General features: G+C 66.6%; 22 protein-coding genes. 3 read left to right on the top strand and 19 right to left on the bottom strand.

What is annotated here, in order from left to right:
- Positions 1 to 76: 76 nt before the first annotated feature.
- From IF64_RS0111255 to IF64_RS0111220, 8 genes are all read right to left on the bottom strand, one after another.
- The gene (locus IF64_RS0111255) at positions 77 to 535 is read right to left on the bottom strand and encodes a DUF3592 domain-containing protein (RefSeq protein ID WP_030532014.1); all 459 of its coding nucleotides are present in this window, start codon (positions 533 to 535) and stop codon (positions 77 to 79) included.
- A gap of 120 nt (positions 536 to 655) precedes the next feature.
- Entirely contained in the window at positions 656 to 1,357 is a 702-nt protein-coding gene (locus IF64_RS0111250) for an HAD family hydrolase (RefSeq protein WP_036876279.1), read from the bottom strand.
- A 44-nt stretch (positions 1,358 to 1,401) separates the two neighbouring features.
- Positions 1,402 to 2,613: an FAD-dependent oxidoreductase gene (locus tag IF64_RS0111245; RefSeq protein ID WP_169741940.1), complete on the bottom strand. Its 1,212-nt coding sequence runs from the start codon at positions 2,611 to 2,613 to the stop codon at positions 1,402 to 1,404.
- 5 nt (positions 2,614 to 2,618) lie between these two features.
- Positions 2,619 to 4,661 (bottom strand): oxidoreductase, encoded by a 2,043-nt coding sequence (locus tag IF64_RS0111240; RefSeq protein WP_030532011.1) that lies wholly within the window; start codon positions 4,659 to 4,661, stop codon positions 2,619 to 2,621.
- A 50-nt stretch (positions 4,662 to 4,711) separates the two neighbouring features.
- Complete coding sequence (locus tag IF64_RS0111235; RefSeq protein ID WP_030532010.1) at positions 4,712 to 5,359, bottom strand: amino acid ABC transporter permease; 648 nt, start codon at positions 5,357 to 5,359, stop codon at positions 4,712 to 4,714.
- A complete protein-coding gene (locus IF64_RS0111230; protein WP_051757733.1) occupies positions 5,356 to 6,015 on the bottom strand; it encodes an amino acid ABC transporter permease in 660 nt (219 codons plus the stop codon). Before IF64_RS0111230 ends, IF64_RS0111235 begins: the two co-directional genes overlap by 4 nt.
- Positions 6,012 to 6,779 (bottom strand): amino acid ABC transporter ATP-binding protein, encoded by a 768-nt coding sequence (locus IF64_RS0111225; RefSeq protein WP_036876276.1) that lies wholly within the window; start codon positions 6,777 to 6,779, stop codon positions 6,012 to 6,014. The genes IF64_RS0111230 and IF64_RS0111225 overlap by 4 nt, the downstream gene beginning before the upstream one ends.
- 43 nt (positions 6,780 to 6,822) lie before the next feature.
- Positions 6,823 to 7,701, bottom strand: a complete 879-nt coding sequence (locus IF64_RS0111220) for a substrate-binding periplasmic protein (RefSeq protein ID WP_084705794.1) — start codon at positions 7,699 to 7,701, stop codon at positions 6,823 to 6,825.
- Between the two features lie 161 nt (positions 7,702 to 7,862).
- Between IF64_RS0111220 and IF64_RS0111215 the strand changes: the two genes are divergently transcribed.
- Positions 7,863 to 8,846, top strand: a complete 984-nt coding sequence (locus tag IF64_RS0111215; protein WP_030532006.1) for an Lrp/AsnC family transcriptional regulator — start codon at positions 7,863 to 7,865, stop codon at positions 8,844 to 8,846.
- Positions 8,847 to 8,876: 30 nt separating this feature from the next.
- Here IF64_RS0111215 and IF64_RS0111210 read toward each other — a convergent pair whose 3' ends face one another.
- Genes IF64_RS0111210 through IF64_RS0111195 form a run of 4 tightly spaced genes read right to left on the bottom strand, consistent with a single transcriptional unit; the run spans position 8,877 to position 12,564 of the window.
- A complete protein-coding gene (locus IF64_RS0111210) occupies positions 8,877 to 9,104 on the bottom strand; it encodes a hypothetical protein (RefSeq protein ID WP_030532005.1) in 228 nt (75 codons plus the stop codon).
- Positions 9,105 to 9,120: 16 nt separating this feature from the next.
- Positions 9,121 to 10,458 (bottom strand): TRAP transporter large permease subunit, encoded by a 1,338-nt coding sequence (locus IF64_RS0111205; protein ID WP_030532004.1) that lies wholly within the window; start codon positions 10,456 to 10,458, stop codon positions 9,121 to 9,123.
- A 46-nt stretch (positions 10,459 to 10,504) separates the two neighbouring features.
- On the bottom strand, positions 10,505 to 11,368 hold the full coding sequence (locus tag IF64_RS0111200; protein WP_030532003.1) for an HpcH/HpaI aldolase/citrate lyase family protein: 864 nt from the start codon (positions 11,366 to 11,368) through the stop codon (positions 10,505 to 10,507).
- Complete coding sequence (locus IF64_RS0111195; RefSeq protein WP_030532002.1) at positions 11,368 to 12,564, bottom strand: CaiB/BaiF CoA transferase family protein; 1,197 nt, start codon at positions 12,562 to 12,564, stop codon at positions 11,368 to 11,370. Before IF64_RS0111195 ends, IF64_RS0111200 begins: the two co-directional genes overlap by 1 nt.
- Before the next feature lie 102 nt (positions 12,565 to 12,666).
- Here IF64_RS0111195 and IF64_RS0111190 point away from each other — a divergent pair, with 102 nt between their 5' ends.
- Positions 12,667 to 13,344 (top strand): GntR family transcriptional regulator, encoded by a 678-nt coding sequence (locus IF64_RS0111190; protein WP_036876272.1) that lies wholly within the window; start codon positions 12,667 to 12,669, stop codon positions 13,342 to 13,344.
- 100 nt (positions 13,345 to 13,444) lie between these two features.
- Here the strand turns inward: IF64_RS0111190 and IF64_RS0111185 are convergent, their stop codons facing one another.
- The 4 genes from IF64_RS0111185 to IF64_RS0111170 all read right to left on the bottom strand — a co-directional run bounded on the left by IF64_RS0111185 (position 13,445) and on the right by IF64_RS0111170 (position 17,175).
- Complete coding sequence (locus IF64_RS0111185) at positions 13,445 to 13,651, bottom strand: RNA-binding S4 domain-containing protein (protein WP_030532000.1); 207 nt, start codon at positions 13,649 to 13,651, stop codon at positions 13,445 to 13,447.
- Positions 13,652 to 13,717: 66 nt separating this feature from the next.
- Complete coding sequence (locus tag IF64_RS0111180) at positions 13,718 to 15,052, bottom strand: MFS transporter (protein ID WP_030531999.1); 1,335 nt, start codon at positions 15,050 to 15,052, stop codon at positions 13,718 to 13,720.
- Between the two features lie 36 nt (positions 15,053 to 15,088).
- Positions 15,089 to 16,084 carry a PDR/VanB family oxidoreductase gene (locus tag IF64_RS0111175; RefSeq protein WP_030531998.1) on the bottom strand — a complete coding sequence of 332 codons (996 nt, stop codon included), beginning with the start codon at positions 16,082 to 16,084 and terminating at the stop codon, positions 15,089 to 15,091.
- Entirely contained in the window at positions 16,084 to 17,175 is a 1,092-nt protein-coding gene (locus IF64_RS0111170) for an aromatic ring-hydroxylating dioxygenase subunit alpha (protein ID WP_145600320.1), read from the bottom strand. The genes IF64_RS0111175 and IF64_RS0111170 overlap by 1 nt, the downstream gene beginning before the upstream one ends.
- A 189-nt stretch (positions 17,176 to 17,364) precedes the next feature.
- On the opposite strand from IF64_RS0111170, the gene IF64_RS0111165 reads away from it, so the two are divergent.
- On the top strand, positions 17,365 to 17,946 hold the full coding sequence (locus tag IF64_RS0111165) for a PadR family transcriptional regulator (RefSeq protein ID WP_030531996.1): 582 nt from the start codon (positions 17,365 to 17,367) through the stop codon (positions 17,944 to 17,946).
- 56 nt (positions 17,947 to 18,002) lie between these two features.
- On the opposite strand, the gene IF64_RS0111160 is transcribed toward IF64_RS0111165, so the two are convergent.
- The 3 genes from IF64_RS0111160 to IF64_RS0111150 form a co-directional block, all read right to left on the bottom strand.
- Positions 18,003 to 20,054, bottom strand: a complete 2,052-nt coding sequence (locus tag IF64_RS0111160) for a BCCT family transporter (RefSeq protein WP_084705792.1) — start codon at positions 20,052 to 20,054, stop codon at positions 18,003 to 18,005.
- An 88-nt stretch (positions 20,055 to 20,142) separates the two neighbouring features.
- The gene (locus tag IF64_RS0111155) at positions 20,143 to 20,997 is read right to left on the bottom strand and encodes a methylenetetrahydrofolate reductase (RefSeq protein WP_030531994.1); all 855 of its coding nucleotides are present in this window, start codon (positions 20,995 to 20,997) and stop codon (positions 20,143 to 20,145) included.
- 107 nt (positions 20,998 to 21,104) lie between these two features.
- Positions 21,105 to 22,187: an S-(hydroxymethyl)mycothiol dehydrogenase gene (locus IF64_RS0111150; RefSeq protein WP_030531993.1), complete on the bottom strand. Its 1,083-nt coding sequence runs from the start codon at positions 22,185 to 22,187 to the stop codon at positions 21,105 to 21,107.
- Positions 22,188 to 22,215 lie beyond the last annotated feature (28 nt).

The raw sequence follows: 22,215 nt of genomic DNA, 5'->3' as shown, positions 1-22,215 counted from the left end.
GTGAAGGGGCGGCGGGCCGCGGCAGCGTTGTCGTGGCCTGCCGCTCTCGCGCCCCCAACTCTCACGACCCTGGCGCCTACGACTGCGCGGCGGTGGCGGCGAAGGCGATGAGGGCGATCAGGAGCAACAGGAGGCCGAACGCCGTGCCGACGACGATGAGCAGCACCCCTAGCCGGTCGGTGCCCCCGACGGCCGAAACGTGCGGATTCTCCGGATCGACCCACACGTCCATCGGCTGGCCGACGCAGGCCTCGCCGCTGCGATGTGTGTTGACGATGCGTCCGGTCTTGAGCACATGCTGTCCACCGCGTGGCTCGGAGTCCCACACCCGCCCGTGCAGCTGGTAACGCACGATGGGCGCGAACCGGATCGTGTCCGGCACCGTCAGCTGGCGCACGCCGACGATGACCGACCGCACGTGAACACCGGTGCGCAGGAGCCGCCTGTGCCCGCGCACCTTCCGCACCCCGACGACGGCAACCCCGCCGCACGCCGCGATCAGTGCCAGCAGAGCGAGTGTGGGTCCGATCGCCATGGGGGGAGTCCTTCCGGGAGGCTGGTGCGAACCGCTGGGACGGATGCGCAAGCCACCCGGTTCCGTCGTGTGGCCACGGCCGCACGACGATGGCGTCCTGGATGCGGGGGCTCCAAAACGTTATGCAGTGGCCCCCTGGAGCACGTGCTGGTTGAACAGGTCGGGGAGGGTGATCAGGTTGGGGACCTCGAAATATGGTTGGTAAAAGGAGCTACCGGGAAATCCGTAGCGATTCACCCAGACTCGGCGGATGCCGTACTGCTTGGTCGGTATGATGTCGTAGTCCCAGCCTTGAGCCACATGGGTGATGAGGGAGGGATCCCGGTCGATCACCGACCAGAGATGTTCGAAGGCGCCCTTCCTCGGTTTGTACCAGCCTGCATCCTCTGCGGTCACTACGTAGTCGAACTCGACACCGATGGTCCGGACGTGGTGTCGGATGAAGTCGTTGTCGGAGTTGCTGATGATCGCCAGCTGAACGCCGGACGCCTTCAACTCCTCAAGAGCGTCCGGCACTTCGGGGAAGACGGGAAAATTACGTGCTTTGTCGAGGAGTCGAGCTCCGAACTCGGGACGATACCGCGCACCGTGCATCAACATGCAACATTCCAGCGTTTCAGTAACGAGATCCTGGTAGCGCCGATAAGGCCCCTGCGCGACTGCGTGGAATCTCATTACGCGAAGGTTATCCAGAAAGGTCGCATGGTCGATCCCGATCTCGTCCAGTTCCGCACGGACGATGGGAAGGGTGGCGCGGTTGAGGTCGAAGTCGATGAGCGTCCGGTAACAGTCGAACGTGGCGATGGGTCGAGTGTTCTTCATCTGTGCTGCTCCTTACCTTCGGTGACGGAGGTGTGCGAAAGCGGTCACTTCTGGGACGGTCGGCTCGAGACGATGTCGTTGTAGGTCGTCTCTCCTGCGACGGGGTCGACGATGTCGAACACTGCAGGCGCGTCACGGAGGAACTGCAGGTCGATATCACTCGTTCCGTGGACAGCCAGTTGAGCGCCGATCTCGCCGATGGCCGGACTCACCTTGAATCCGTGGCCGGAGAATCCGGTGAGAATCACGACGTCCGACATGTGCGGGTCGAAACCGATGTAGTCGTGCATCGACGTGGTGTAGCTCTCGAGATACGTGCTCATCCGGACGGGCCGTGATTGCAGGCCCGGCAGTACTTTGTCGACGATCCAGGCGAAACGGTCGGCTTCCTCCGGTGGAGGCGTCCGCGCGACGGTGTCGGGGTCAGCGACCGGGAGGTGGTCGTTGAAGCCCAGGCCCAGCTTGATGGTGCTACCCCCCGGGGCGGGTATCCCGTAGCAGTAGCTCGGAGCGGTGCGCATGAACGGCACCATGTCGCCCAGGTACTCCTCATCCTGAGCGTGGAACCACGCGGATGTGAGACGGCGAACGACGACCGTGTCACGTAGTGCCGGCCGCAGCTTGGTGGTCCATCCGCCGCAGGCCACGACGACGCGGTCGAAGATCTGCGCTCCTTCCGCAGTCTCGAGCCTGGTACCCCCGTCGTGGGCATCGATCGACGTGACCCTACTGAACTCGTGGACGACCGCGCCGTGGTGCCTGGCGAGATCGACGGTGGTGGAGACCGTCAGTTCCGGGCGGATGACGCCGCCGTGCGGGTCCCAGAGGCCGACGTCGGTGTCGGCGACCGAGATCTGCCGGTGTTCGGACCGCAGTTGCTGAGGGGTCAGAGTACGAGACGGCTTGTCGGAACGGTCGGCCGACTGCACAGCACGTTGCAATTGCGGGCTCGACTGGTCGCCGACGAGAAGGACGCCGGTCGGGTACCGCAGCCGGCGCCCCGTTGTCGATTCGAGTTCGTGCCACAGGGCGTCGGCACGATTGATCACCGCCTCGTAGGCGGGGTCGTCCATTTCGAAGTTGCGGTACAGACGAGACTCGCCCCCTGCTCCCGCTTCCGGGTGCCCGGCGTAGGAGGACTCAAACCCATGTACGTCCACATCGGATCGACGGCTGAGTTGCCACAGTACCTGCGAACCCACTGCACCGAGGCCGACGACCGCGACGCGAAGCGCCTTGTTACTGGTTCGGTGCACGCCACTCACACCCCCAACGCCAGGCGGTGGGCGTCGAGGATCGCCGCGTGCATATTCCGGCTGGTGATCGCGTCCCCGACACGGTAGAGCGCGAATCGCGAGTCCGGAACGTGTGGCTGCGGCTGCGGATCACCGCGGATGAACGCGTCGTAGTCTACCCGCCCCTCGTTCGATGAGTGGGCGCGCAGTGCGTGGTACAACTCGTCGTTGGGGTTTGTTCCTCCTGCGTAGAAGACCGCGTCGCATGTGACGCGCTCGGCCGGAGCGCCGGCTTCTGTCTCGAGTGTGGCCGTCATCGTCGCCCCGTTCTCGTGCGGTTCCACGCAGTGAAGGCCGCGGGCGATGGCAAAGGTCACGCCGTGGCGGTCGAACGTCGCCTGGAAATCGGCGAAGTTCAACGCTCCGACCTCCACACCTACCGACCGTTCGGGGCTGGCGTAGGTCACTGTGTTGCCCGCTTTTGCCAGCACCTCCACGGCATCGAGTGAGGGGTAACGTCCGTCATCGTCGTACAGCAGCACCCGTCCGTAACGTCTGTGGGGCTGTTCGAAGACGGTCCAGATGTCGTCGACCTGGTCGGCGAGATGCAGCCCGGCCTCCGACGGCGTGCGGGCGAGACCGCCGGTGGCCACGACGACGACGTCCGGCTTCGTCGCCAGCACGATGGTTTCGTCGGCGAACACGCCGAAACGGAACTCGACGCCGTACTTCCTGGCCTGCTCGAGCCGCCAATCGACGGCGCCGGCGAGGTCGCGCCTGCGGTCGTTGGCGATGAGCAGGTTGACCTGGCCTCCCGCCTCGGACGCGGCTTCCAGCACGGTGACCTCGTGTCCCCGCTTGGCGGCGACGTGTGCTGCCTCGAGTCCGGCAGGGCCTGCGCCGACGACGACCACCTTGCGAGAACGCCGTGCGGTGGTGTCGATCTCGTGACGCAAGTGCGTTTCACGTCCGACAGCCGGGTTGTGCACGCATACGACGCCACCGGTCGTACCGCCCTCGAGGCAGTACCGCGCGCCGATGCACGGGCGGATATCGCGTTCCCTCCGTTCCCGGATCTTTGTCACGAGATAGGGGTCGGCGATATTCGCACGGGTCATCCCGACGAGGTCCATAAAGCCGTTCGAGATCGCGTGTCGGGCGGTAGCGACATCGTCGATCTTGGCGGCGTGCAGCACGGTGACGTCCGGATGCGAACGTTTCACCTCGGCCACGGTATCGAGGAACGGTGCCGACTTGTGGCCGGCACCCGGTATGACCTCCGACAGGCGGGTGGCCGACTCGATCGTCCCGACGACAACGTTGACGAAGCGAATCCCCAGGGCGACGTAGCGTCTCAGCAGGGAGTGTGCTGCATCGAGGTCCAGCCCGTCGGCCCGACGTTCGTCAACGGCCATCCGTACGCCGAGGACCATGTCGTCGCCGATGACATCGGTGATGGCGCGGATGACGCGTTCCGGTAGCTGCGTCGCACGGGCACGGTCGTCCGGTGACAGCCTCGACAGATGCCAAGGCGAGGCGAACGCATCGAGGAGGTGTCCGTAGTGTTCGAGTTCGATCCCATCGACGCCGGCTGCCATGGCCCGTTCCGCAGCTGCGGCGAAGTCTGCCACGATACGGTCCTCGTCCCACGGTTCCGCGGCCTTCGGGTATGCGCGGTGCGCGGGTTCCCTCAGGGACGCCGACGACACAGTGGGAAGCCAGTCGCCGGTGTGGTCGGTCGTACGCCGACCCAGGTGGGTGAGCTGGAGGAAGACGCCGCTACCGTACGTTCGACACGAATCGACGACGCGTTCCAGGGCGCCGACGACCTCGTCCTTGTACATCGTGATGTTGCCGAAGGCCGGCGGAGAATCACGTGAGACGACGGCCGATCCGCCGAGTGTGACGAGACCGACCCCGCCTCGGGCTTTCTGTTCTTGGTAGGCCCGGTACCGCTCCGTGGGGATTCCTCCGCTCGTGTATCGGGATGAATGTGCAGTGCTTACTATTCTATTCCTGAGATTCAAGCCGGACAGCTGGTAAGGAGTCAGAAGTGGATCCTCGATCATGAATCTGCCTTCGTGCGAGTGAGAGGTTCGGATTCAGTCGGATAGGCGATTTATGTGCGCATCTTCGCTTCGGCCCTGGCGACGACGCGTGCGGAGGCGATGCAGATGACGGCGTAGATGATGCCGGCCAGTACGAGAACCGAAAGGTAGTCGAATGTCGTCGATCCGATGGAGAATGATTTACTGGTCATCTCTCCGACGCCGATGGCGAACGCCAGTGACGTCGATTGGAAGACCATAATGAGAAATGACATGAGGGGTCCGGGCACGGCCCGCAAGGCTTGGGGGAGCACGACTCGGGAGAACGCGTGCCATTGGGTCAGTCCGAGGCTCGTCGCCGCCTCGCGTTGTCCGGCTCCCACGTGCAGGATCCCGGCCCGGAAGACCTCACTGGAATAGGCACCCAGGTTCAGTGAATGTGCCACCACGATCGTGGCGAACGCACTGATCACGATTCCAATGTCCGGGAACCCGAAGTAGGCAAAGAATATCACGACCAGAAGTGGAATGCCACGGAACAGTTCGATGAAGGCGATCGACAGGATTCGCACTATTCGCACAGGGGCGATGCTCAGCAGTGCCAGAGCGAGACCGAGTGGGAACCCTATCGCCGCGACGCACAGGGTCAGAAGCAGTGACGTCCCGAGTCCCTGCAGTAGACTTGGCAGCCAGTGTGCCCAGTCGTTCAGGAATGTCATACGACGACCACCTTCTTGCGAATCCTGTGGTCCACGAAGCGGGAGAAGTACGACAGGGGAATGCTGACGATCAGATAGAATACCCCTGCGATGAGGAAGGCTGCGACGGCCGGTGCACCGCGTGCCACCTCCTGCTGGGCGAAGAAGATGATATCGGTAACGCCGATGATCGCGGCGATCGCCGTGTCTTTGAGTAACGCTACGGCGAACGAGGCGGAGGGCGGCATGGCGATGTTGACGGCCTGTGGTGCGACCACGCGCCAGAACTGATGGGCGCGGCTCAGGCCGAGCGCAGCTGCCGCTTCCTTCTGTCCGGCGTGCACGTTCTCGATGCCGGCACGGAAGTTCTCGGCGAGATACGCGCTCGAGATGAGGGTCAGGCCGATGAGAGCCGCGGGTAGTGGATCCAGCGACACGATGTTGCCGAGTCCGTAGAAGATGATGAGCAGCCATACCAGGATGGGGATGCCGCGCACGAGGTCGATGAACGCGACGGCAGGAGCGCGCAGCGGCCACGTTCGTGAGGTGCGCATCAAGGCGACGGGCACCGCGATCACTGCGCCTGCGCAGAAGGCGACGACGGTCATCACGACTGTCACGACCAAACCCGTGCCGATCACCTGGAACAGGGTGCCGACGTCCGCTCCGCCGCTCATCGGTGGAGCACCGCCTCAAGGAAGCGCTTGGTGCGTGCGTGCTCGGGCTGATGGAACACGCGGGTCGGCGGTCCTTCTTCCAGGATTCGCCCCTCGTCGAGGAGCAATACCCGATCTGCGACCCGTTCTGCGAACCGCATCTCGTGCGTGACCACGATCATCGTCGTGCCGGCGTCGGCCAGATCGCGCATCACCTTCAGAACGTCGTTGCCGACCTCGGGGTCCAACGCCGAGGTCGGTTCATCGAACAGCATGACGTCCGGGTCCTGGGAGAGCGCTCGCGCGATGGCGACGCGTTGTTGTTGGCCGCCGGAACACTCGGAGGGGCGGGCCTTGGCCTTCTCCTCGACCCCCACCTGGCTCAACAGCTTCAGCGCGTACTCCTCGGCCTCGTCCTTGGCGCGGCGTCCGTTGAGTCGCTGCGCCATGGTGACGTTCTCCATGACCGACAGATGAGGAAAGAGGTTGAACGCCTGGAACACCATGCCCACACGTCTGCGCAGGCTCAGCAGTTCCGACTTCGACGGTTTCAACGGATCGGCGAACACAGGTTCGCCGTCGAGGCTGAGGTGTCCGCTGGTCGGTTGTTCGAGGTAGTTCAGGCAGCGAAGGAACGTGCTCTTTCCCGCGCCGCTCGGCCCGATGAGCGCGATGACCTCACCGGCGTGGACATCCATGGATATGCCGTCGAGCACGGTGCTGCCGCGGAAGGACTTCTCAATCGCCTCGGCTCGGAGGAGGACGCGGGCCTTGTCGAAAGTCATGATGTGCCAATCGCTTCGGCGGGAAGGGCGTGACGGACGGGAATCACGCGCCGCCGGGGTAGGCGGTGTCAGGGTCGAGGCCTGCCTTCTCCAGCGCCTTCCCGAGCTTGCCGGATGTGTAGTAGTCCTTGATAGCCGTGTTGGTGGCTTTCTTGAGCGCGGTGTTGCCCTTGGCGATGAGCGCCACCGACGTCGCCGGGTCCTGTGTGTACGGAATATGCCGGGTCGGCTTCATTTCCGTCATCGTCAGCCCTGCGTATTGGTCTTGGCGTAGGCGCCACGTGTTGGCGGCCAGGCTGACGACACCGGCCTCGATTCGGCCTGCTTTGACGTCGTCGAGGACGGCGGTGTCCGTTTGGTACTGGCGGACGTTGTCAGCGCCGTAGACATCGTTGAGCTGGTCGACCCAGAGGTAGCCCTGGGGCGTTCCGAGAGACTTGCCCTGGAGGTCGCCGACCGCGGACCAGCCTCGGTCGCGAGTCACGATGCCCATACCGCTGGTGTAGACGCCGTCGCTGACCTCGAAGAGTCGCCGGCGCTCGTCGTCGAGTGTCCAGTTGCCGGCGGACAGGTCTGCGCGCCCGGTCTTGAGGCCCTCGATCACCGCGGAGAACGACGTCGACCTGACATTGAGCTCGAGGCACAGATCCGCCGCGATGTCGTTGATCAGTTCTCCGTCGATGCCCGTCAACTCGTTGCCGCTCATCGAGACGAACGGTGGGTGCTCAGCGACCAGAACCGTGAGTTCGCCTTCGTTGAGGGTTTGCACATCGGCGGTGGGCTTGCAGTCCTCGGGAACTGTCGAACCGGTGCCCGGTAGTCCGCAGGCGCCCGCAGCGATGAGGGAGGTGATGCCGACGAGTAGGACTGGTGTGAAACGTTGGTTCCCGGCGGCTCTCGTGCTCTGGCGGAGACGGAACATCGCGACCTCGCTTGTGTCGGTGGGTGCGAACGGCGGGGAGGTGTGGCGTGGCTGACAGTTTGGAGGATCGAGTCACTGAATGGCAATAGTGCGGATGATTCAATCATGTAAGTTCTTGAATCCGGATGTTTCGAGCGCGCAAGGCAAGCCGAGGTGGACAGGTGGGACCACTCATCGACGAGGTGGACGCGGCTGTGATCCGTGTCCTGCACTCCGACGGCCGGGCTCCGTGGCCGAAAGTCGCCGACGAGCTCGGCTGCTCCCCGAGCACGGCGCGTAGACGGTTCGAAGCGATGCACGGCGCAGGCATGCTGCGTCTGATCGGTCGTACGGACGTGGCGCGGTTGGGGCTCGGTGTACCCGCGATGGTGCAGTTCACGGGGCCGCGTGCGGGGGACACGGAGTTCCTCGAGACCTTGCGGGCCAGGGGTGATGTGCGGTTCCTCGGCGGTGTCGTGGGTTCCGTGGGCAGCGTCGCGGAGTTCGTCGTACCCGACGCGGCCGCGTTGCAGAAACGCATCGGGCGGTTGTCGGCCGAGTTCGACGTCTCCGCGGAGGTTTTCGTGGTGATGCACACCTACACGTCCGGTCAGGACTGGCTGCCGGAAGCGGTGGAGCGACGGGTGGATGTGCGGTCTCGCGAGTTGCCGCGTGCGCAGTTGACTCAGGCCGAACGGACCGTTCTCGAACTGCTGATCCGCAACGGCCGGACACCTCTACCGGAGCTGGCCTCCGCCATCGGCAAATCGGAGAACACCGCGCGCCGCATCATGGACTCGCTTCGCGAGCGGGAGCTGCTCGATTTCCGCGTGCTCATCGAGCCCGAAGTCCTTGGGTTCAACGCCGAGTTCTGGGTGTGGCTCGAGGTCGAACCGGCTCACCTCGGGCACGTCGGCGAAGCGCTGGCGCGCAACGAGGGTACGAAGTACCTCGCCGCTACAGCCGGTCGGAACAATCTCGTTGGGCAGATCGTGCTGCCTGACCACCCGGACATGTACGGCTACGTCACCGGTGTGTTGGGACGGATCGAGGGAGTCCGGCGTGTCGAGATTCTCATCCAGACCAGTACCTACAAGCGCGTGTGGAACATGGTCGTCGACGGACGGTACTCCGAACAGTCCGGTCCGATGGAGTTTCTCGAGTGACCCCTCCGTTGCGCCGCAGCGTGTCAAGGATCAGTCGCTGGTGTCCCATCCCTTCAAATAGGACAAAATGAAGCCGAGTAGGCCGGCTGCTCCCGCCAGGACGAAGGTCGGCGTTCCCGCCCATTCGACCGCGGCTTCGACAAGCGGTCCGTTTCCGACGAGGAGACCGAATGCCTGAGCGGCCACCACGATCACGCCGCCGATGAGGAACAGCGCCAAACAGACGCGGAACGTACCGTCCACAGTCCGTGTGATCATCAGAGTCTCCTTCGTGTCAGACCGGCAGTACGCCGACGGCGATCAGCGAGCCGATGACGAGGATCGGCAGGACATACCACAGAACGAGCGGGACGAACGTGCGAGCGGGGTTGACGCGTGCGATACCGCTGGCGATGTAGATCGGTGCGGCCCCGGGCGGGGATGCGCCTTCGGTCGAGGCGAACACCAGGATCGCGACCGCGGCAGGCACGGGCGACACGCCCGCGGACAGCAGCGTGGTGAAGGCGACCGGGCCCACCGCGGCGATGGTCGCGGTGCCGGTCAGTGGTGCCGCGACGCCCACCACGATCAGGCCGATGACGAGCGCCACCAAGAACGGCGGCATGTCGAGGTCGCCCAACAGTGACGCGAGCTGCTCCGCGAGACCGAGCTCGCCGAGTGACTCGGCGGCGGCGAAGGCGAAGAAGAGTGTCGCGCCGATGACGGCGTACCGTGGGCCGACCTCGCCGAGTAACTGCCACCAGCCGGAAGCACGGCGCGGTAACGCCTTGCGGCCGAGGACGAGGCCGATCATCGTCACGAGTACCGGAATCCACGTGATGATGGAGATTTCATCGGCGGGCCCTTCACCGATCCACGTGACGATCGCATCGCCAGTGGAGCCGGACGTCAGCAGCACCGGGATCGCGATACCGACGAACACGAGCAGGCTCGACCACCCGGCTGCAAAGGTTCGCCGGAAGGGCTCGATAAGCGCCGGATCGACGGCGCCGATCTTGTGCCGGCGGACGAAATAGAACATCACCAACAGGCGATAGACGAGTGTCCAGGCGCCGCCCAGGAACAAGGCGACGAAGAGTTGATCGGCCGTTACGTAGCTTGCAACGGCCGCGGACCCGGTGAGGATGAACAGTGAGGAGCTGGGCGGAATGGCAATACCGAGCCCGGCGTTGCCTGCGACCACGGTCGCGGAGAGCTTCGGACTGAAGTTCGAGTTCTCCATCCAGGGAATCGTCACCGACCCTACGGCCGCGGCATTGCCCGAACCCGAGCCGGAGACCGCGCCGAACAAGCCGGACGCCACCGTCGATACGTATCCAGCGCCACCCCGACGTCTGCCCAATAGGGAGTTGAGCATCGCGATCAGCTGGTCGACGACCCCGGTCTTACTGAGCACGAAGCCCATGAACACGAACGTCAGTGCCGCGAAGACGATCTCCTCGGTCGCAGCTCCTTCGATGCCGGCCCAGAAGGTGTCGAAGAACGAGCTACCGCCGAAGGCAGCGACCGCGACGAAGCCGAGGATCATGGCCTCGCCGATGTTGCGTTTGAATACGCCGTTCCACACGATGATGATCGCGATGTAGGCGACCAGCGCCCAGATGCCGAGCATGAGGGAATCCACTTCGTTGTAGGAAAAAGGGGAACGGGATAACGGCTCAGGTGAGCCGTTCTGCTAGCTGGAGGGTTCGGCGGGCGGACTCGATGATCGGCGCGTCGATGAACCGGCCATCGGGGAGTGCCAACGCTCCCGTTCCGTCTGCTTCTCCGCCGGCTGCTGCGGTGACGACTTCGCGGGCCCTGCGAACCTCGTCATCCGTCGGTGCGAAGGCTGCTTTGATCGTGGGCAGTTGTTTGGGATGGAGCGCGCTGCGTCCGAACATGCCGAGCGCTTTCCCTCGGGCGCAGGACTTGGCGAGTCCGGCAAGGTCGTCGAGGTCGGTGTAGACCGCCATGACGGGTGCCGGCAGGCCGGCCCCGGCCGCTGCGACGACGATGCGACTACGGATCCACGTGTAGGCCTCCTCGCCTTCGAGCGACAGTTCGGCCGCCAAATCGGCTTCGCCGAGTGCGAGACCGACGACGGCGGGATGTCGGGCGATGACGCTCGCGTTCTCAACCCCGGCTGCGGACTCGAGCAGGCAATGCATGGGGGGAGCTGACTCCATGTCGTCGACGCCGAGTATGTCCAGCGCGACGTCGACGTCCTCCGGAGTAGTGACCTTGGGGATGCGAAGGCCGATGCGCCCCTGACTGAGCGCAGGATGTTCACCCAGTGCAGCGAGATCGCGAGTGCCGTATTCGCCACGAGGGTGGTTGACACGAATCTGAACGGCGGGCTCGTCGGGGAGTTCGTCGAGCAGCGCCAGGGCAGTGGTGCGGGCGAAGTCTTTCCGTCCGGCTAGAACTGCGTCCTCAAGGTCGACAAGGACGACGTCGGCGCCGCTGTTCAACGCCTTGGGGAGCAACTCGGGTCGGCTGGCGGGTGCGTAGAGCGCCGTGACCGTCACGTCTGCCGGCATCAGGCGACCACCCCTCGTTGACGAAGCGCTGCAATGTGTTCACTCGAAACGCCCGCTTCGCTCAGGACTTCCTCGGTGTGCTCGCCCAGACGAGGACCAGCCCACCGGATCTCGCCGGGCGTCCCAGACAAACGTGCCAGCACGTTCTGCATGGCAACGGTTCCCAGCTCCGGATCCGGGACGTCGAGGACGGTGCCGAGTGCCTGGAACTGTGGGTCGGCGACGACATCCGCAACGTCGTACACCGGGGCAACGGCTGCTTGCGCCTCACTGAACGCTGCGATGACGTCGTCGGCGTCGCGCTCGGCGATCCAACTCCCGACGGCCGCGTCCAGCTCGTCGGCGTGCTGGGCGCGCGTACGTCCCGATGCGAACCACGGTTCATCGACGAGCTCGGGCCTGCCGACGAGGCGTATAACGCGCTCGGCAATGGACTGCGCGCTCGTCGAGATCGCGAGCCACCGCCCGTCACGGGTGCGGTAGATGTTGCGCGGGGAGTTGTTCGTGGACCGATTGCCAGTGCGTTCCGGGACCACGCCCAGCGCGCGGTATGCCGTGATCTGCGGGCCCAACACCGTCAGGATCGGCTCGATGATCGCCAGGTCCAACACCTGACCCTTGCCGGTCTTTTGTCTCCCTTGGAGCGCGACCATGATCGTGTATGCCCCGGCGAGTGCTGCGATCCCGTCCGCGAGCGCGAGCGGTGGCAGCGTCGGCGGGCCATCAGGCTCGCCAGTCATCGAGGCGAACCCACTCATCGCCTCGGCCAGGGTGCCGAAACCCGGTTCGTTCGACATGGGGCCGAACTGGCCGAATCCGGTGACACGGGCGATCACCAGTCGGGGATTGACCTCGTGTAGCTGCTCGGGGGAGAGGTTCCAGCGCTCGAGCGTGCCGGGACGGAAGTTCTCGATCAGCACGTCGGCGTCGGCCAGGACCGTCTTGAGTAGCTCCTGACCTTCGGGCGCGGACAGGTCGATCCCGGTTGTGCGCTTGTTACGGGAAAGGACCTTCCACCACAGGCCGACGCCGTCCTTGGCGTGGCCGTGGCCGCGGGAGGGATCGCCGCGTCGAGGGTGCTCGACCTTGATCACGTCAGCGCCGAAGTCGCCCATGAGCATGGCTGCAGTCGGTCCCGCGAAGAGGGTCGAGATGTCCACGACCTTGATTCCGGAGAGAGCGTTCACAGGATGCATCTTATAAAATGCATCGATGCGGTCAAGGGCTCATCGACATGACCGGCCGTGACTCTCGGCTACTGTGAGGAGGTATCCGCATCTGTCTGGAAGGGAGCTCGCGTGGTCGCACCCAGGTCAACACGGCCGCGTCCACCGGGTAGCAAAGCCGACTACGTGCACCAGGTGTTGCGCGAGGAGATCATGAGTGGGGAACTGTCGGCCGGTGCGGCAGTTCCGCAGGACGAGATCGCTCGCAGGCTCGGCGTCTCGATCACCCCGGTCCGCGAGGCACTGCGCAGACTGGAGAGCGAAGGCCTGATCTCCTACCGCTCGCACCGCGGGGCGACGGTGTCGGAGCTGAGCAGCGACGCGGCTCGGGAGTTGTACTTACTCCGTGGTGCGATCGAAGGCCTCTGCGCTCGGCTCGCGGCCGAACGGATCACCGACGCCGAGTTGACTGCGCTGCGCGAGCTGCACGAGCAGATGTTGCGTGAGTACGAGGCCGGGAGTGTCGACGATCTGGCCGAGCACAGTAGGCGATTCCACGACCTGATCGCGCGGGCGGGAGGGCCTGCCCTGCTGGCCGATCATCTGGACGCCCTCTGGCGCAATCACCCGGTGCCATCGACGACATCGCTGTGGCACGAACCGGCGAACGCGAAACGGTTCCTCGACCAGCACGGAGCGTTGCTGGAGGCGCTCGCGGCACACGATGTCGTCACTGCCGAGAGGGCGATGATCGAACATCTCGACGAGGCAGGTGCTGCACGTAACGCCCGGACGGACGACAGCGGCTGAGTGGGCCCGCCGCTGCGCCAAAGCGTCTACGGCGGCGGTGCGCCTCGATTACGTCTTCGGTGAGGAATCTGGACGGCTGCGCCGGGTCACGAGACAGCGGTCACGCGACGCGGAGCTCGGTGTCGTCGACGGTGACGACGTCGCCCCGCACGAGCTGCCTGCCCCGGCGGTCCTCGGCCTCGCCGTTGACGCCGACGCGGCCGTCCTCCAACAGCGACCGCACGTCGGAGCCCATGTCGACCACGCCGGCGAGCTTCAAGAACTGGCCGAGGCGGATGGAGTCGGTACTGACGGCAACGTCCTGCATCCCGCCATCATCTCGCGCACCTGCGACCGGCCGCACTCGGGCCGGTCACAGGTGCGCGAGCCGACGTCAGACCGCCTGGGCCCGCGTCTCCGCCGGGGCGGATTCCGGGTCGTGGCGGCGCAGCGCCACCAGGACGATCGCACAGAGCGCCACCACGACGGCGGCCCCGACGTAGAGCTGGGTCGCCGAGGCGCCCGCGTCCTTGAGCATCCCCGCGATGGTCGGCGAGAGGATGGCGCCGATCCGTCCCATCCCGAGCGCCCAGCCCATGCCGACACTGCGCAGCTGGGCGGGATACACCGGCGGGCCGACCGTGTAGGCACCGGCGATACAGCCGTTGATCAGGGCACCGACGAGCACGCCGATCCCGAATCCCAGCCACAGGATCGAGGTGCTCAGGATGAACACCACCATCATCGCGGCGGCGAGCAGCGAGAATCCGATCAGCACGACGCGTGGGGTGCGCATCCGGGCGGCGACACCGTAGAACACCGACCCCGCCGTGCCGCCGATCGAGATCGCCATCCCCGCGGTGACGGCGGCACCTTCGGACAGCCCGTCCTCGACCAGCAGGGTGGGAGTCCAGCTGTTGACGAAGTAGAAGCCGAACATGATCGTGATGAACGTGATCCAGAGCAGGATCGTGGGCCGCAGCAGCCGCCTGATCCAGCCGGATCCGGCCTGCGCGGCCGTGTTCCGCGCGGCGGCTGCCTCGTCGAGCTCGGCGTCGCTGACCGCGTCCATCCGCATGCGTGCCAGCGTGCGGTTGATGCGCTCGAGCGCACCCTGCGGCCGGCGTTGCTCGAGGTAGGCGACCGATTCGGGAAGCAGCAGTGCGATGACGATCAGCGCGAGCAGCGTGGCGAAACCACCCGCGTAGAAGACGATGCGCCAGTCACCGCCCACCGCGGACTTCGCCACCACACTCGCCACGGTGGCGCCGATGCCGTATCCCGCCGTGTAGATTCCGATCGCGAGCCCGCGGTTCTTCGCGTTCGAGAACTCGCTGGCGATCACGTTCGTACTCGCGAGGATCCCGCCCACACCGATGCCGGTGACGAGCCGGAACGCGGCCATCACCGGCATGGACGGGGCCATGGCGGCACCGAACATGCCGATCGTGCCGAGGGCGAGGCTGATCAGGATCAGCGGACGGCGTCCGATCAGGTCGGCGAACGGCGCGAGCAGCATGGAACCCAGCGCCATGCCGATCAACCCGATCGAGACGAGCAGTCCGAACTCCGAACCGCTCAGTCCGAACTCGTCGGTCACCGAGGGGCCGGTGAAGGCGACCGCCATGACGTCGAAGCCGTCGAGGCAGTTCATGAAGGTGCAGAGCGCGACGATCAGCCATTGGTATCCGGACATCGGCGCCGCGGCGATGCGTTCAGCGATGTTCATGGAAACGTCCAGGTGTGGGAGGGCCGGTGGGCCGGGTCAGGTGAGGTGAAGGGTGACGGTGGCACGGTCACTCGTGTCGGTTGCCACGGCGCGGGAGACGCAGAGGCACAGGTTGGCGCAACGTTGCTTCTGGGACCGGCTGAGGAAGACGTCGCGATGGTCGATGGTGCCGTCCACGTCGACGACCTTGGCCAGGCACAGCCCGCATTCGCCCTTGCGGCAGTCGGAAAGCGTGTCGATGCCGGCCGCGGTCAGTGCGTCGAGGATCGAGGTATCGGGGGCGACGACGACGTCGCGGTCGAACTGGGGCAGGCGCACCCGGAACTCCTCGGCCTCGAACCGGCCGCTCGAGCCGAACGTCTCGAACCGCAGGTTGGTCTCCGGCAGCGCGTGCTCGGCCCAGCTCGACCTGATCGCGTCCATCAGGCGGATCGGGCCGCACATGTAGAGCTCGGTCGTGGTGGGTGCGGCCGCGACCTCGCCGACCAGCTCGGGAACCGACAACGGGGTGCCTTCGTCGTCGACGTGCACGCGGACGCGTTCGCCGTGCTCGGCGCGAAGCTCGTCGAGGTAGGCCATGAACCGGCGGCTGCGCCCGACGAGCACCAGTTCGTAGTTGGCGCCGCGGCGGCGCAGCGCCGTGGCCATGGCGACCAGTGCCGTCACGCCGATGCCGCCGGCGACCAGGACGTAACGACTGGCGCCGACCGACAATGGGAAGCTCTGCACGGGCCCGGAGACGGTGAGTTCGTCCCCGACGGTCAACGCGTGCATGGCCTTCGAACCGCCCCGTGAGGCGGGGGAGAGCTGCACGCTCAGGGTCAGCCTGCGGCCGTCCTGTTCGGACCGGACGATGGAGTAGGACCGGAGTTGCCGCCCGCTGGGGGTGGGCAGATCGACGTCGAGGTGCGTACCGGGAGCCGCATGCTCGGGGTGGGCGACCTCGAGCACGATCCGGCGGACGCCGTCGGCGACGTCCTCGGTCTCGACCACCCGTGCCTGCTGCCAGTGGGACCGGGTCTGGACGGCCATCAGACACCCGCTCCCGGCGCCGGAGCGGCCGACGGGCGACCCTCGGCCGCCAACATCCGCTCGAGGATGCGGCGAACCCACATGCCGCCCGCGTCGATGTTGAGGCTGTAGAACTCGTGTCCGGGGTTGGCGTCGATCGCCCGCTGCTGGGCGCGCAGCATGTCCTCGTCCTCGCCGAAGACGCCGTGCACGGCCTGCCGCAGCTGGGTGGTGATGGTCTGGCTGTCGAGGCAGTAGTTGCGCATGAACGCCCAGAAGTAGTGGCAGGTGCGATCGGTCTCGGGGGTGATCGTGTTCATGACGAACCCGTTGACACCCTGGCTGCGGTCGCCCTCGGGCGCACCCGTGCCCGCCTTGGCGACGCCGACGTCGATGCAGATGGTGCCCGGTGCCTGGAACGTGATGATCTGCCAGCGGTCGACCTTGCCCTCGAAGCCGGGGAACTTGTCACGCATGTTCTTCAGCCAGAACGGCGGTGCGTCGATGTCGCGCATCCAGCGTGTGACGGTGACGGTGTCGCCCTCGTGCGTGACGTCGAACTCGGCCTCGGAGAGCTCGTCCTGTCCGATGCTGGAGGAGTGCACGAACTCCTCGTGGGTGAGGTCCATCAGGTTGTCGAGGACGAGCTGGTAGTTGCAGTCGGCGTGGATCGTCTCGCCGTCGCCCGCCCACGAGGGGTCGTCCATCTGGTGCATGTCGGGCACGGTCGTCGGATCGGCCAGGTCGGGATCGCCCACCCACACCCAGACGTATCGGTAGCGCTCGACGACGGGGTACGAGGGCACGACCGCGCTCGGGTTGATGGTTTCCTGCGCGGGCATCGCGGTGCACCGGCCGGTCGCGTTGTAGCGCAGCCCGTGGTACGGGCACTGCAACTCGTTGCCGAGGATCTTGCCCTGCGACAGCGGCGCCAGCCGGTGCCAGCACGCGTCGGCGAGCGCGACGGCGCGTCCTTCGGCGTTCCGCCACAGCGCGAGCGGCACGCCGGCGACCGTGCGGGCCAACGGCTGTTTGCCGGTGACCTCGTGGTCCCAGGCCGCGACGTACCAGGCGTTGCGGGGGTGGTTGAAGATCTTGGCGGCCGCCGTCACGGGCGCCGTGGGCCCGGAAGACCCGGAGGGTCCGGCAGGGACTGTGGCTGCTGCCGGCTGAGGAGAGGTGAGCGTCATCGGCCAACTCCCTATGGAGAGAAGTATTTGGTTGGGCGCGTCACAAACTATCTATCGATATAGTGAGTTGGCAAGGGTGGATAGCGTGAACGATCGGGAGAGGAGGGGATCGTGTCTCTGCGCTGGGCGCTGATCGCGCTGCTGACGGGCCGTCCGATGACCGGCTACGACATCTCGAAGAGCTTCAGTACGTCGGTCGCCCACGTCTGGCACGCCCCGGACTCGCAGATCTATCCCGAGCTCAACCGGATGGAGCGCGACGGACTGCTCACCTCGGTCGAGATTCCCTGGGGCAAGAAGGGGACCAAGAAGGAGTACCACGTCACCGACGAGGGCCTCGCCCGCTTCCGGGAATGGATGGAATCGCCGCTGGTGCCGCAGCGGCAACGCGATCCGGCCTACCTGAAGGCCGCGTACTTCGACTTCGCCGACCCGGCCGCGGTGCGCGAACAGCTACGGGAGCAACAGGTGTACTGGGAGCAGCACCTGGAGATGCTGGAACGCACCCGCGCGAGTCTCGTCGACCGCAGCCACCCCACGTTGGCTGCGCGCATCGAGAAGCTGGACGAGCACGAGGCCGAGCTCGCGGTCCGCTGCAAGGTCTACGCCTACGACGGCCTCATCGCCCGTGCGCGCAGCGAGCTGGCGTGGATCGAGGACGGGTTCGCGTTGGTCGAGGAACTGTCCGGCTGAGCACGGCCCGCCGGTCGCGGCGTGGTCCGCAGTGGACGCCGCCTGCTCGTCGCCGCTCAGTGCGACCTGGCCCGCTGCTCGGCCCGTTCGTCGTCTCGTTCCCTGTCCTGGACGTCGGTGCAACGTTCGAGCAGTTCCTGGGAGTGGTGTTCGGCCCCCACGGCGGAATCGGTGAACTCCGGCGTGTCGAACACTTCCCCCGCGGTCGGGTCGTCGTGGGTCGCATCGCCGAGCCCGATCGCGCCGGTCCTCGGATCGACGGTCGTGGCGTGTGCGGGCACCTCGTGGACGGCGAGGATCGTGTCGTCGGCGATGACCGTTCCGGCCGGTGAGGCCGACGGGCCGGTTTCGAGTCCACCCAGGGTGGCCGACACGCGCTTCAGTCCGCCGCGGCCGTCACCGTTGCGGGCACGGAGCGTGTCGCGCAGGCTTCGCGCCATGTCGCGCTCGGTGTCGGTGTTCTCCCTGGCCGCCGCGACGAGTGCCGACGGCGTGGCGTGGGAACGGATCCGCACGTACCGCGGCATGGTCGCGACCTCGAGGCGGAACATCCGCCACAGTGCGACCATCGCCAGCACGTAGACGATCGACAGTGGAGCGGCGCCGGCGAGGGAACTGACCTGCAGCACCGTCAGAGCCGCCCGGCCGCCCGCCATGAGCAGCAGGGCACCGGCCGTGCCGACGAGTACGGCCCAGAACACGCGGGTGAACCACGGCGTCTCGCTCCGTCCGTTGTGGGAGAGCACGTCCACCACCAGCGAACACGAGTCGGCGCTGGTGACGAAGAACAGCGTGATCACCACGATCGCCACGACCGACAGCACGGTGACGAGGCCCTCCGAGACGGGAAGTTCGCCGAACAGCAGGAACAACGCGGTGTTCTGATCGACCGCGCCGTCTTCGCCGACGAGGCCACCGTCCGTGAGCTGGCGCGTCACGGCGGTGGTGCCGAAGACGGTGAACCACACGAGCGACACCAGGGTCGGAGCCAGCAGCGCACCGAGCACGAACTCCCTGATGGTGCGGCCACGGGAGATCCGCGCGATGAACATGCCGACGAACGGCGCCCAGCTGAGGAACCAGGCCTGGTTGAACAGCGTCCAGTCCAGGGTCCAGGTGTCCCCGGCGCCGGCGCCCGTGACGAACGCCAGCTGGGGAACGGTCTGCAGGTACTCGCCGAAGTTCTGCACCAGCGACCGCAGCAGGAACACGGTGGGGCCGAGCAGCAACACCACGACGGCCAGCAGTGCAGCCAGTGTCATGTTCGCGTTCGACAGCCACCGGAGTCCCTTGTGGAGTCCGGTGACGACCGAGATGGTGCCGAGCGCCGTGATGCCGAGCACCAGGACCGTCAGCAGGGTGCCGGACGGCTCGAACCAGCCCTGGTAGGACAGTCCCGCCTGGACCTGCAGAACTCCCATCCCGAGCGAGGTGGCGACGCCGAAGACCGTGCCGACGATGGCCACGACGTCGATGACGTGACCCACCCACGACTCGATGAGCTTCCGGCCGAAGATCGGTTCCAGCAGCCACCGGATCGACAGTGGCCGGCCGCGACGGAACGTCATGTAGGCCAGACCGAGTCCCACGATCGCGTAGATGCCCCACGCGTGGAGTCCCCAGTGGAACATCGCCTGGCCGATCGCGGCGCGACCCGCCTGCTCGGTACCGGCCTCGACGTCGGCGACCGCGGGCGGGTTGTACAGGTGGGTCAGTGGCTCGGACACCCCGGAGAAGACCAGGCCGATGCCCATCCCGGCGGAGAACAGCATCGCGAACCAGGAGTACGACGAGAACTCTGGGCGCTCGTCGTCCCTGCCGAGGCGGATGTTGCCCACTTTGGACAGCGCGGCCCACAGGCAGAACGCCAGCATGGCGGTGACGACGACGATGTACCACCACCCGACGTTGGTGCCGATGGCGTCGCGCAGCGCGGTGAACGCCGCACCGGCCTCGGCGCCGTAGCGTGCACCGAACCACGTCGCGAAGCTCAGTGCGGCGACGATGACGATCACCGCAGGCACGAAAACCGGCTTGGACAGCCGTGCTCTCGGTGCCGGCTGCGGCGCGCCGGTGGACGCGGCTCCTACCTCGTTGTGCGAAGCCATGACAATCACTCCTGTTTCGGGCGTTCACCCCGCACGGCGACCACGGACGTGATGCCGGCCTGCGGGTGACGCGTGAACGATCGGGCGACTACGTCAGCCGGGCGAGCCACCGCTGCCGCCACCGCTCGGTGTTGGCGAGATCGTTGAAGGTGAACACGTGGATTCCGGCGAGCGCGTTGTCGGAGCTGCCGATCTGTTCGGCCAGGCCGGCGATCAGCGTGTCCGGCCGGTAACCGCGCGGCAGGAAGAACCGCCAGAACATCGCGGACTGTTTCCTCAGGAATCGGGCGGACTGACCGAGACCGAGACTCGCCGAGACGCGGATGAGCTTCTGCCGGTTGATCGAGCCCGGCACGCCGACCCGGATCGGCGTGCGCAGGCCTTCGGCGTGCAGTCTGCGAGCCCAGCCGATGGTGGTGGCGGGGTCGAAACACAGCTGCGTGATGATCTCGTGCGCCCGGCCCGCCTTGGCTCGCAGTGCGTCGTCGATCACCGTGTCGGGCAGCCTGCCGTGTCCCTCCGGGTAGCCCGCGATGCCCACGTTGCGGAAGGAATGCCCGGCTTCGGCGAGGGCGATCAGCAGGCTCTCCGCGTCGGGGAAGTCCCCGGCAGGCTCGGCGGCGTCCCCGCCGATGACGAAGATCCGCTCGATCCCGGACTCGAGCAGTCGCGCCGCGATGTCGTCGAGCTCCGCGCGGTCGCGGACGAGTCGCGCGGGCAGGTGCGGGGCGGCCTGGTAGCCGTTCTTGCCCAGCCGGACGGCGAGTTCCACGGTCGCCTCGAGGCCCTTGGCCTCGGTGGCGGTGACGGTCAGGGGCACGGTCGGTGGGACGTGGGCGAGCACCTTGTCCTCGGTGCTGCGGAAGGGCAGCACCTCGTAGGAGGCGTTGCGCAGAGCTCCGGCCAGGGCGTCCCGGTGGGGCGCGGAAGGCTGAGGCGACATCGAAGGGCTCCTCCTCGGTGGTGGAACGTGTGCAGAAAGCTCATGTCCGCCGTCGGCGGAGCGTTACCCCGCGGCGGTGGTGCTGAAATGGTCCGTTCGGATCGCGGTCAGAACGTCACGACCGAACGCAGCACGTCTCCGCGGTGCATGCGGTCGAACGCCGCCTCGACCTCCTCCAACGGGACCTTCTCGGTCGCGAGTTTCTCCAGCGGCAGCCGCCCCTGCAGGTACAGCTCCGCCATCATCGGAAGGTCGCGCTCCGGCAGGCAGTCGCCGAACCGGCTGGCCTTGAGCGCACCGCCGCGCGAGAGCACGTCCGGCAGCGGCAGTTCCAGCCGCGTCGCCGGGCCGGGAACACCGGCGAGTACGACGGTTCCGGCGAGGTCGCGGGCGTAGAACGCGTGCGTGTACGACTCGGGCGTGCCGACGGTGTCGATCACCACGTCGGCTCCGTCGCCGCCGGTGAGCGCGCGGACCGCCTCGACGGTATCGGCCCTCGCGGCGTTGACGGTGTGGGTGGCGCCGAACCGGCAGGCCCGGTCGAGCTTCCTGGGATCGGTGTCCACGACGACGATCCGCCGTGCCCCGGCCATCACCGCCCCCGCGACGGCTCCGACACCGACCTCGCCGCAGCCGAGGATCGCGACCGAGTCGCCCGGCCCGGTCGGAGCGGTGTAGACCGCCGCACCGAAACCGGCCAGCACACCGCAGCCCAGCAGCCCGGCGACCGCGGGGCGCCACGCCGGGCCCGCCTTGGTGCACTGGGCGGCGTGCACCAGCGTTCTTTCGGCGAACCCGCCGATGCCCAAAGCCGTCGACAGGGGAGTGCCGTCGGTCAGGGTCATCGGCTGGTCGGCGGTGGGGGTGTCGCAGCAGCGCTGTGGGCGGCCACGCCGGCACGCCCGGCAGGTGCCGCACACCGCACGCCAGTCGAGCACGACGAGATCGCCGGGCTCGACGTGGTGCACGCCGACACCCACGGCAGCGACCGTTCCGGCGACTTCGTGCCCGAGCAGCATCGGGAACTCGCCGTCGACCCCGTCGTCGCGGTAGCGCAGATCGGCAGGACAGATCCCGCAGGCCCGGACATCCACCGCGACCTCGTCCGGACCCGGATCCGGAACGACGATCGTGGTGACCTCCACGGGCTTGCCCTGCCCCGTGGCCACCACCGCGCGCACCTCGCTCACTGACGCCGCCCTTCGTCGTCGGCCTGGC

Origin of the sequence: Prauserella rugosa, from assembly GCF_000719975.1 — a bacterium.
GTDB classification, from domain to species: Bacteria; Actinomycetota; Actinomycetes; order Mycobacteriales; family Pseudonocardiaceae; genus Prauserella; species Prauserella rugosa.
This window is presented reverse-complemented; position numbering and strand designations above follow the sequence as displayed.

Excerpts from the sequence above, each read along its gene's own strand:
- IF64_RS0111255 (WP_030532014.1), bottom strand. The coding sequence starts at position 535 with ATGGCGATCGGACCCACACTCGCTCTGCTGGCACTGATCGCGGCGTGC.
- IF64_RS0111250 (WP_036876279.1), bottom strand. The coding sequence starts at position 1,357 with ATGAAGAACACTCGACCCATCGCCACGTTCGACTGTTACCGGACGCTC.
- IF64_RS0111240 (WP_030532011.1), bottom strand. The coding sequence starts at position 4,661 with ATGATCGAGGATCCACTTCTGACTCCTTACCAGCTGTCCGGCTTGAAT.
- IF64_RS0111235 (WP_030532010.1), bottom strand. The coding sequence starts at position 5,359 with ATGACATTCCTGAACGACTGGGCACACTGGCTGCCAAGTCTACTGCAG.
- IF64_RS0111230 (WP_051757733.1), bottom strand. The coding sequence starts at position 6,015 with ATGAGCGGCGGAGCGGACGTCGGCACCCTGTTCCAGGTGATCGGCACG.
- IF64_RS0111225 (WP_036876276.1), bottom strand. The coding sequence starts at position 6,779 with ATGACTTTCGACAAGGCCCGCGTCCTCCTCCGAGCCGAGGCGATTGAG.
- IF64_RS0111220 (WP_084705794.1), bottom strand. The coding sequence starts at position 7,701 with ATGTTCCGTCTCCGCCAGAGCACGAGAGCCGCCGGGAACCAACGTTTC.
- IF64_RS0111210 (WP_030532005.1), bottom strand. The coding sequence starts at position 9,104 with ATGATCACACGGACTGTGGACGGTACGTTCCGCGTCTGTTTGGCGCTG.
- IF64_RS0111205 (WP_030532004.1), bottom strand. The coding sequence starts at position 10,458 with ATGCTCGGCATCTGGGCGCTGGTCGCCTACATCGCGATCATCATCGTG.
- IF64_RS0111200 (WP_030532003.1), bottom strand. The coding sequence starts at position 11,368 with ATGCCGGCAGACGTGACGGTCACGGCGCTCTACGCACCCGCCAGCCGA.
- IF64_RS0111195 (WP_030532002.1), bottom strand. The coding sequence starts at position 12,564 with ATGCATCCTGTGAACGCTCTCTCCGGAATCAAGGTCGTGGACATCTCG.
- IF64_RS0111185 (WP_030532000.1), bottom strand. The coding sequence starts at position 13,651 with ATGCAGGACGTTGCCGTCAGTACCGACTCCATCCGCCTCGGCCAGTTC.
- IF64_RS0111180 (WP_030531999.1), bottom strand. The coding sequence starts at position 15,052 with ATGAACATCGCTGAACGCATCGCCGCGGCGCCGATGTCCGGATACCAA.
- IF64_RS0111175 (WP_030531998.1), bottom strand. The coding sequence starts at position 16,084 with ATGGCCGTCCAGACCCGGTCCCACTGGCAGCAGGCACGGGTGGTCGAG.
- IF64_RS0111160 (WP_084705792.1), bottom strand. The coding sequence starts at position 20,054 with ATGGCTTCGCACAACGAGGTAGGAGCCGCGTCCACCGGCGCGCCGCAG.
- IF64_RS0111155 (WP_030531994.1), bottom strand. The coding sequence starts at position 20,997 with ATGTCGCCTCAGCCTTCCGCGCCCCACCGGGACGCCCTGGCCGGAGCT.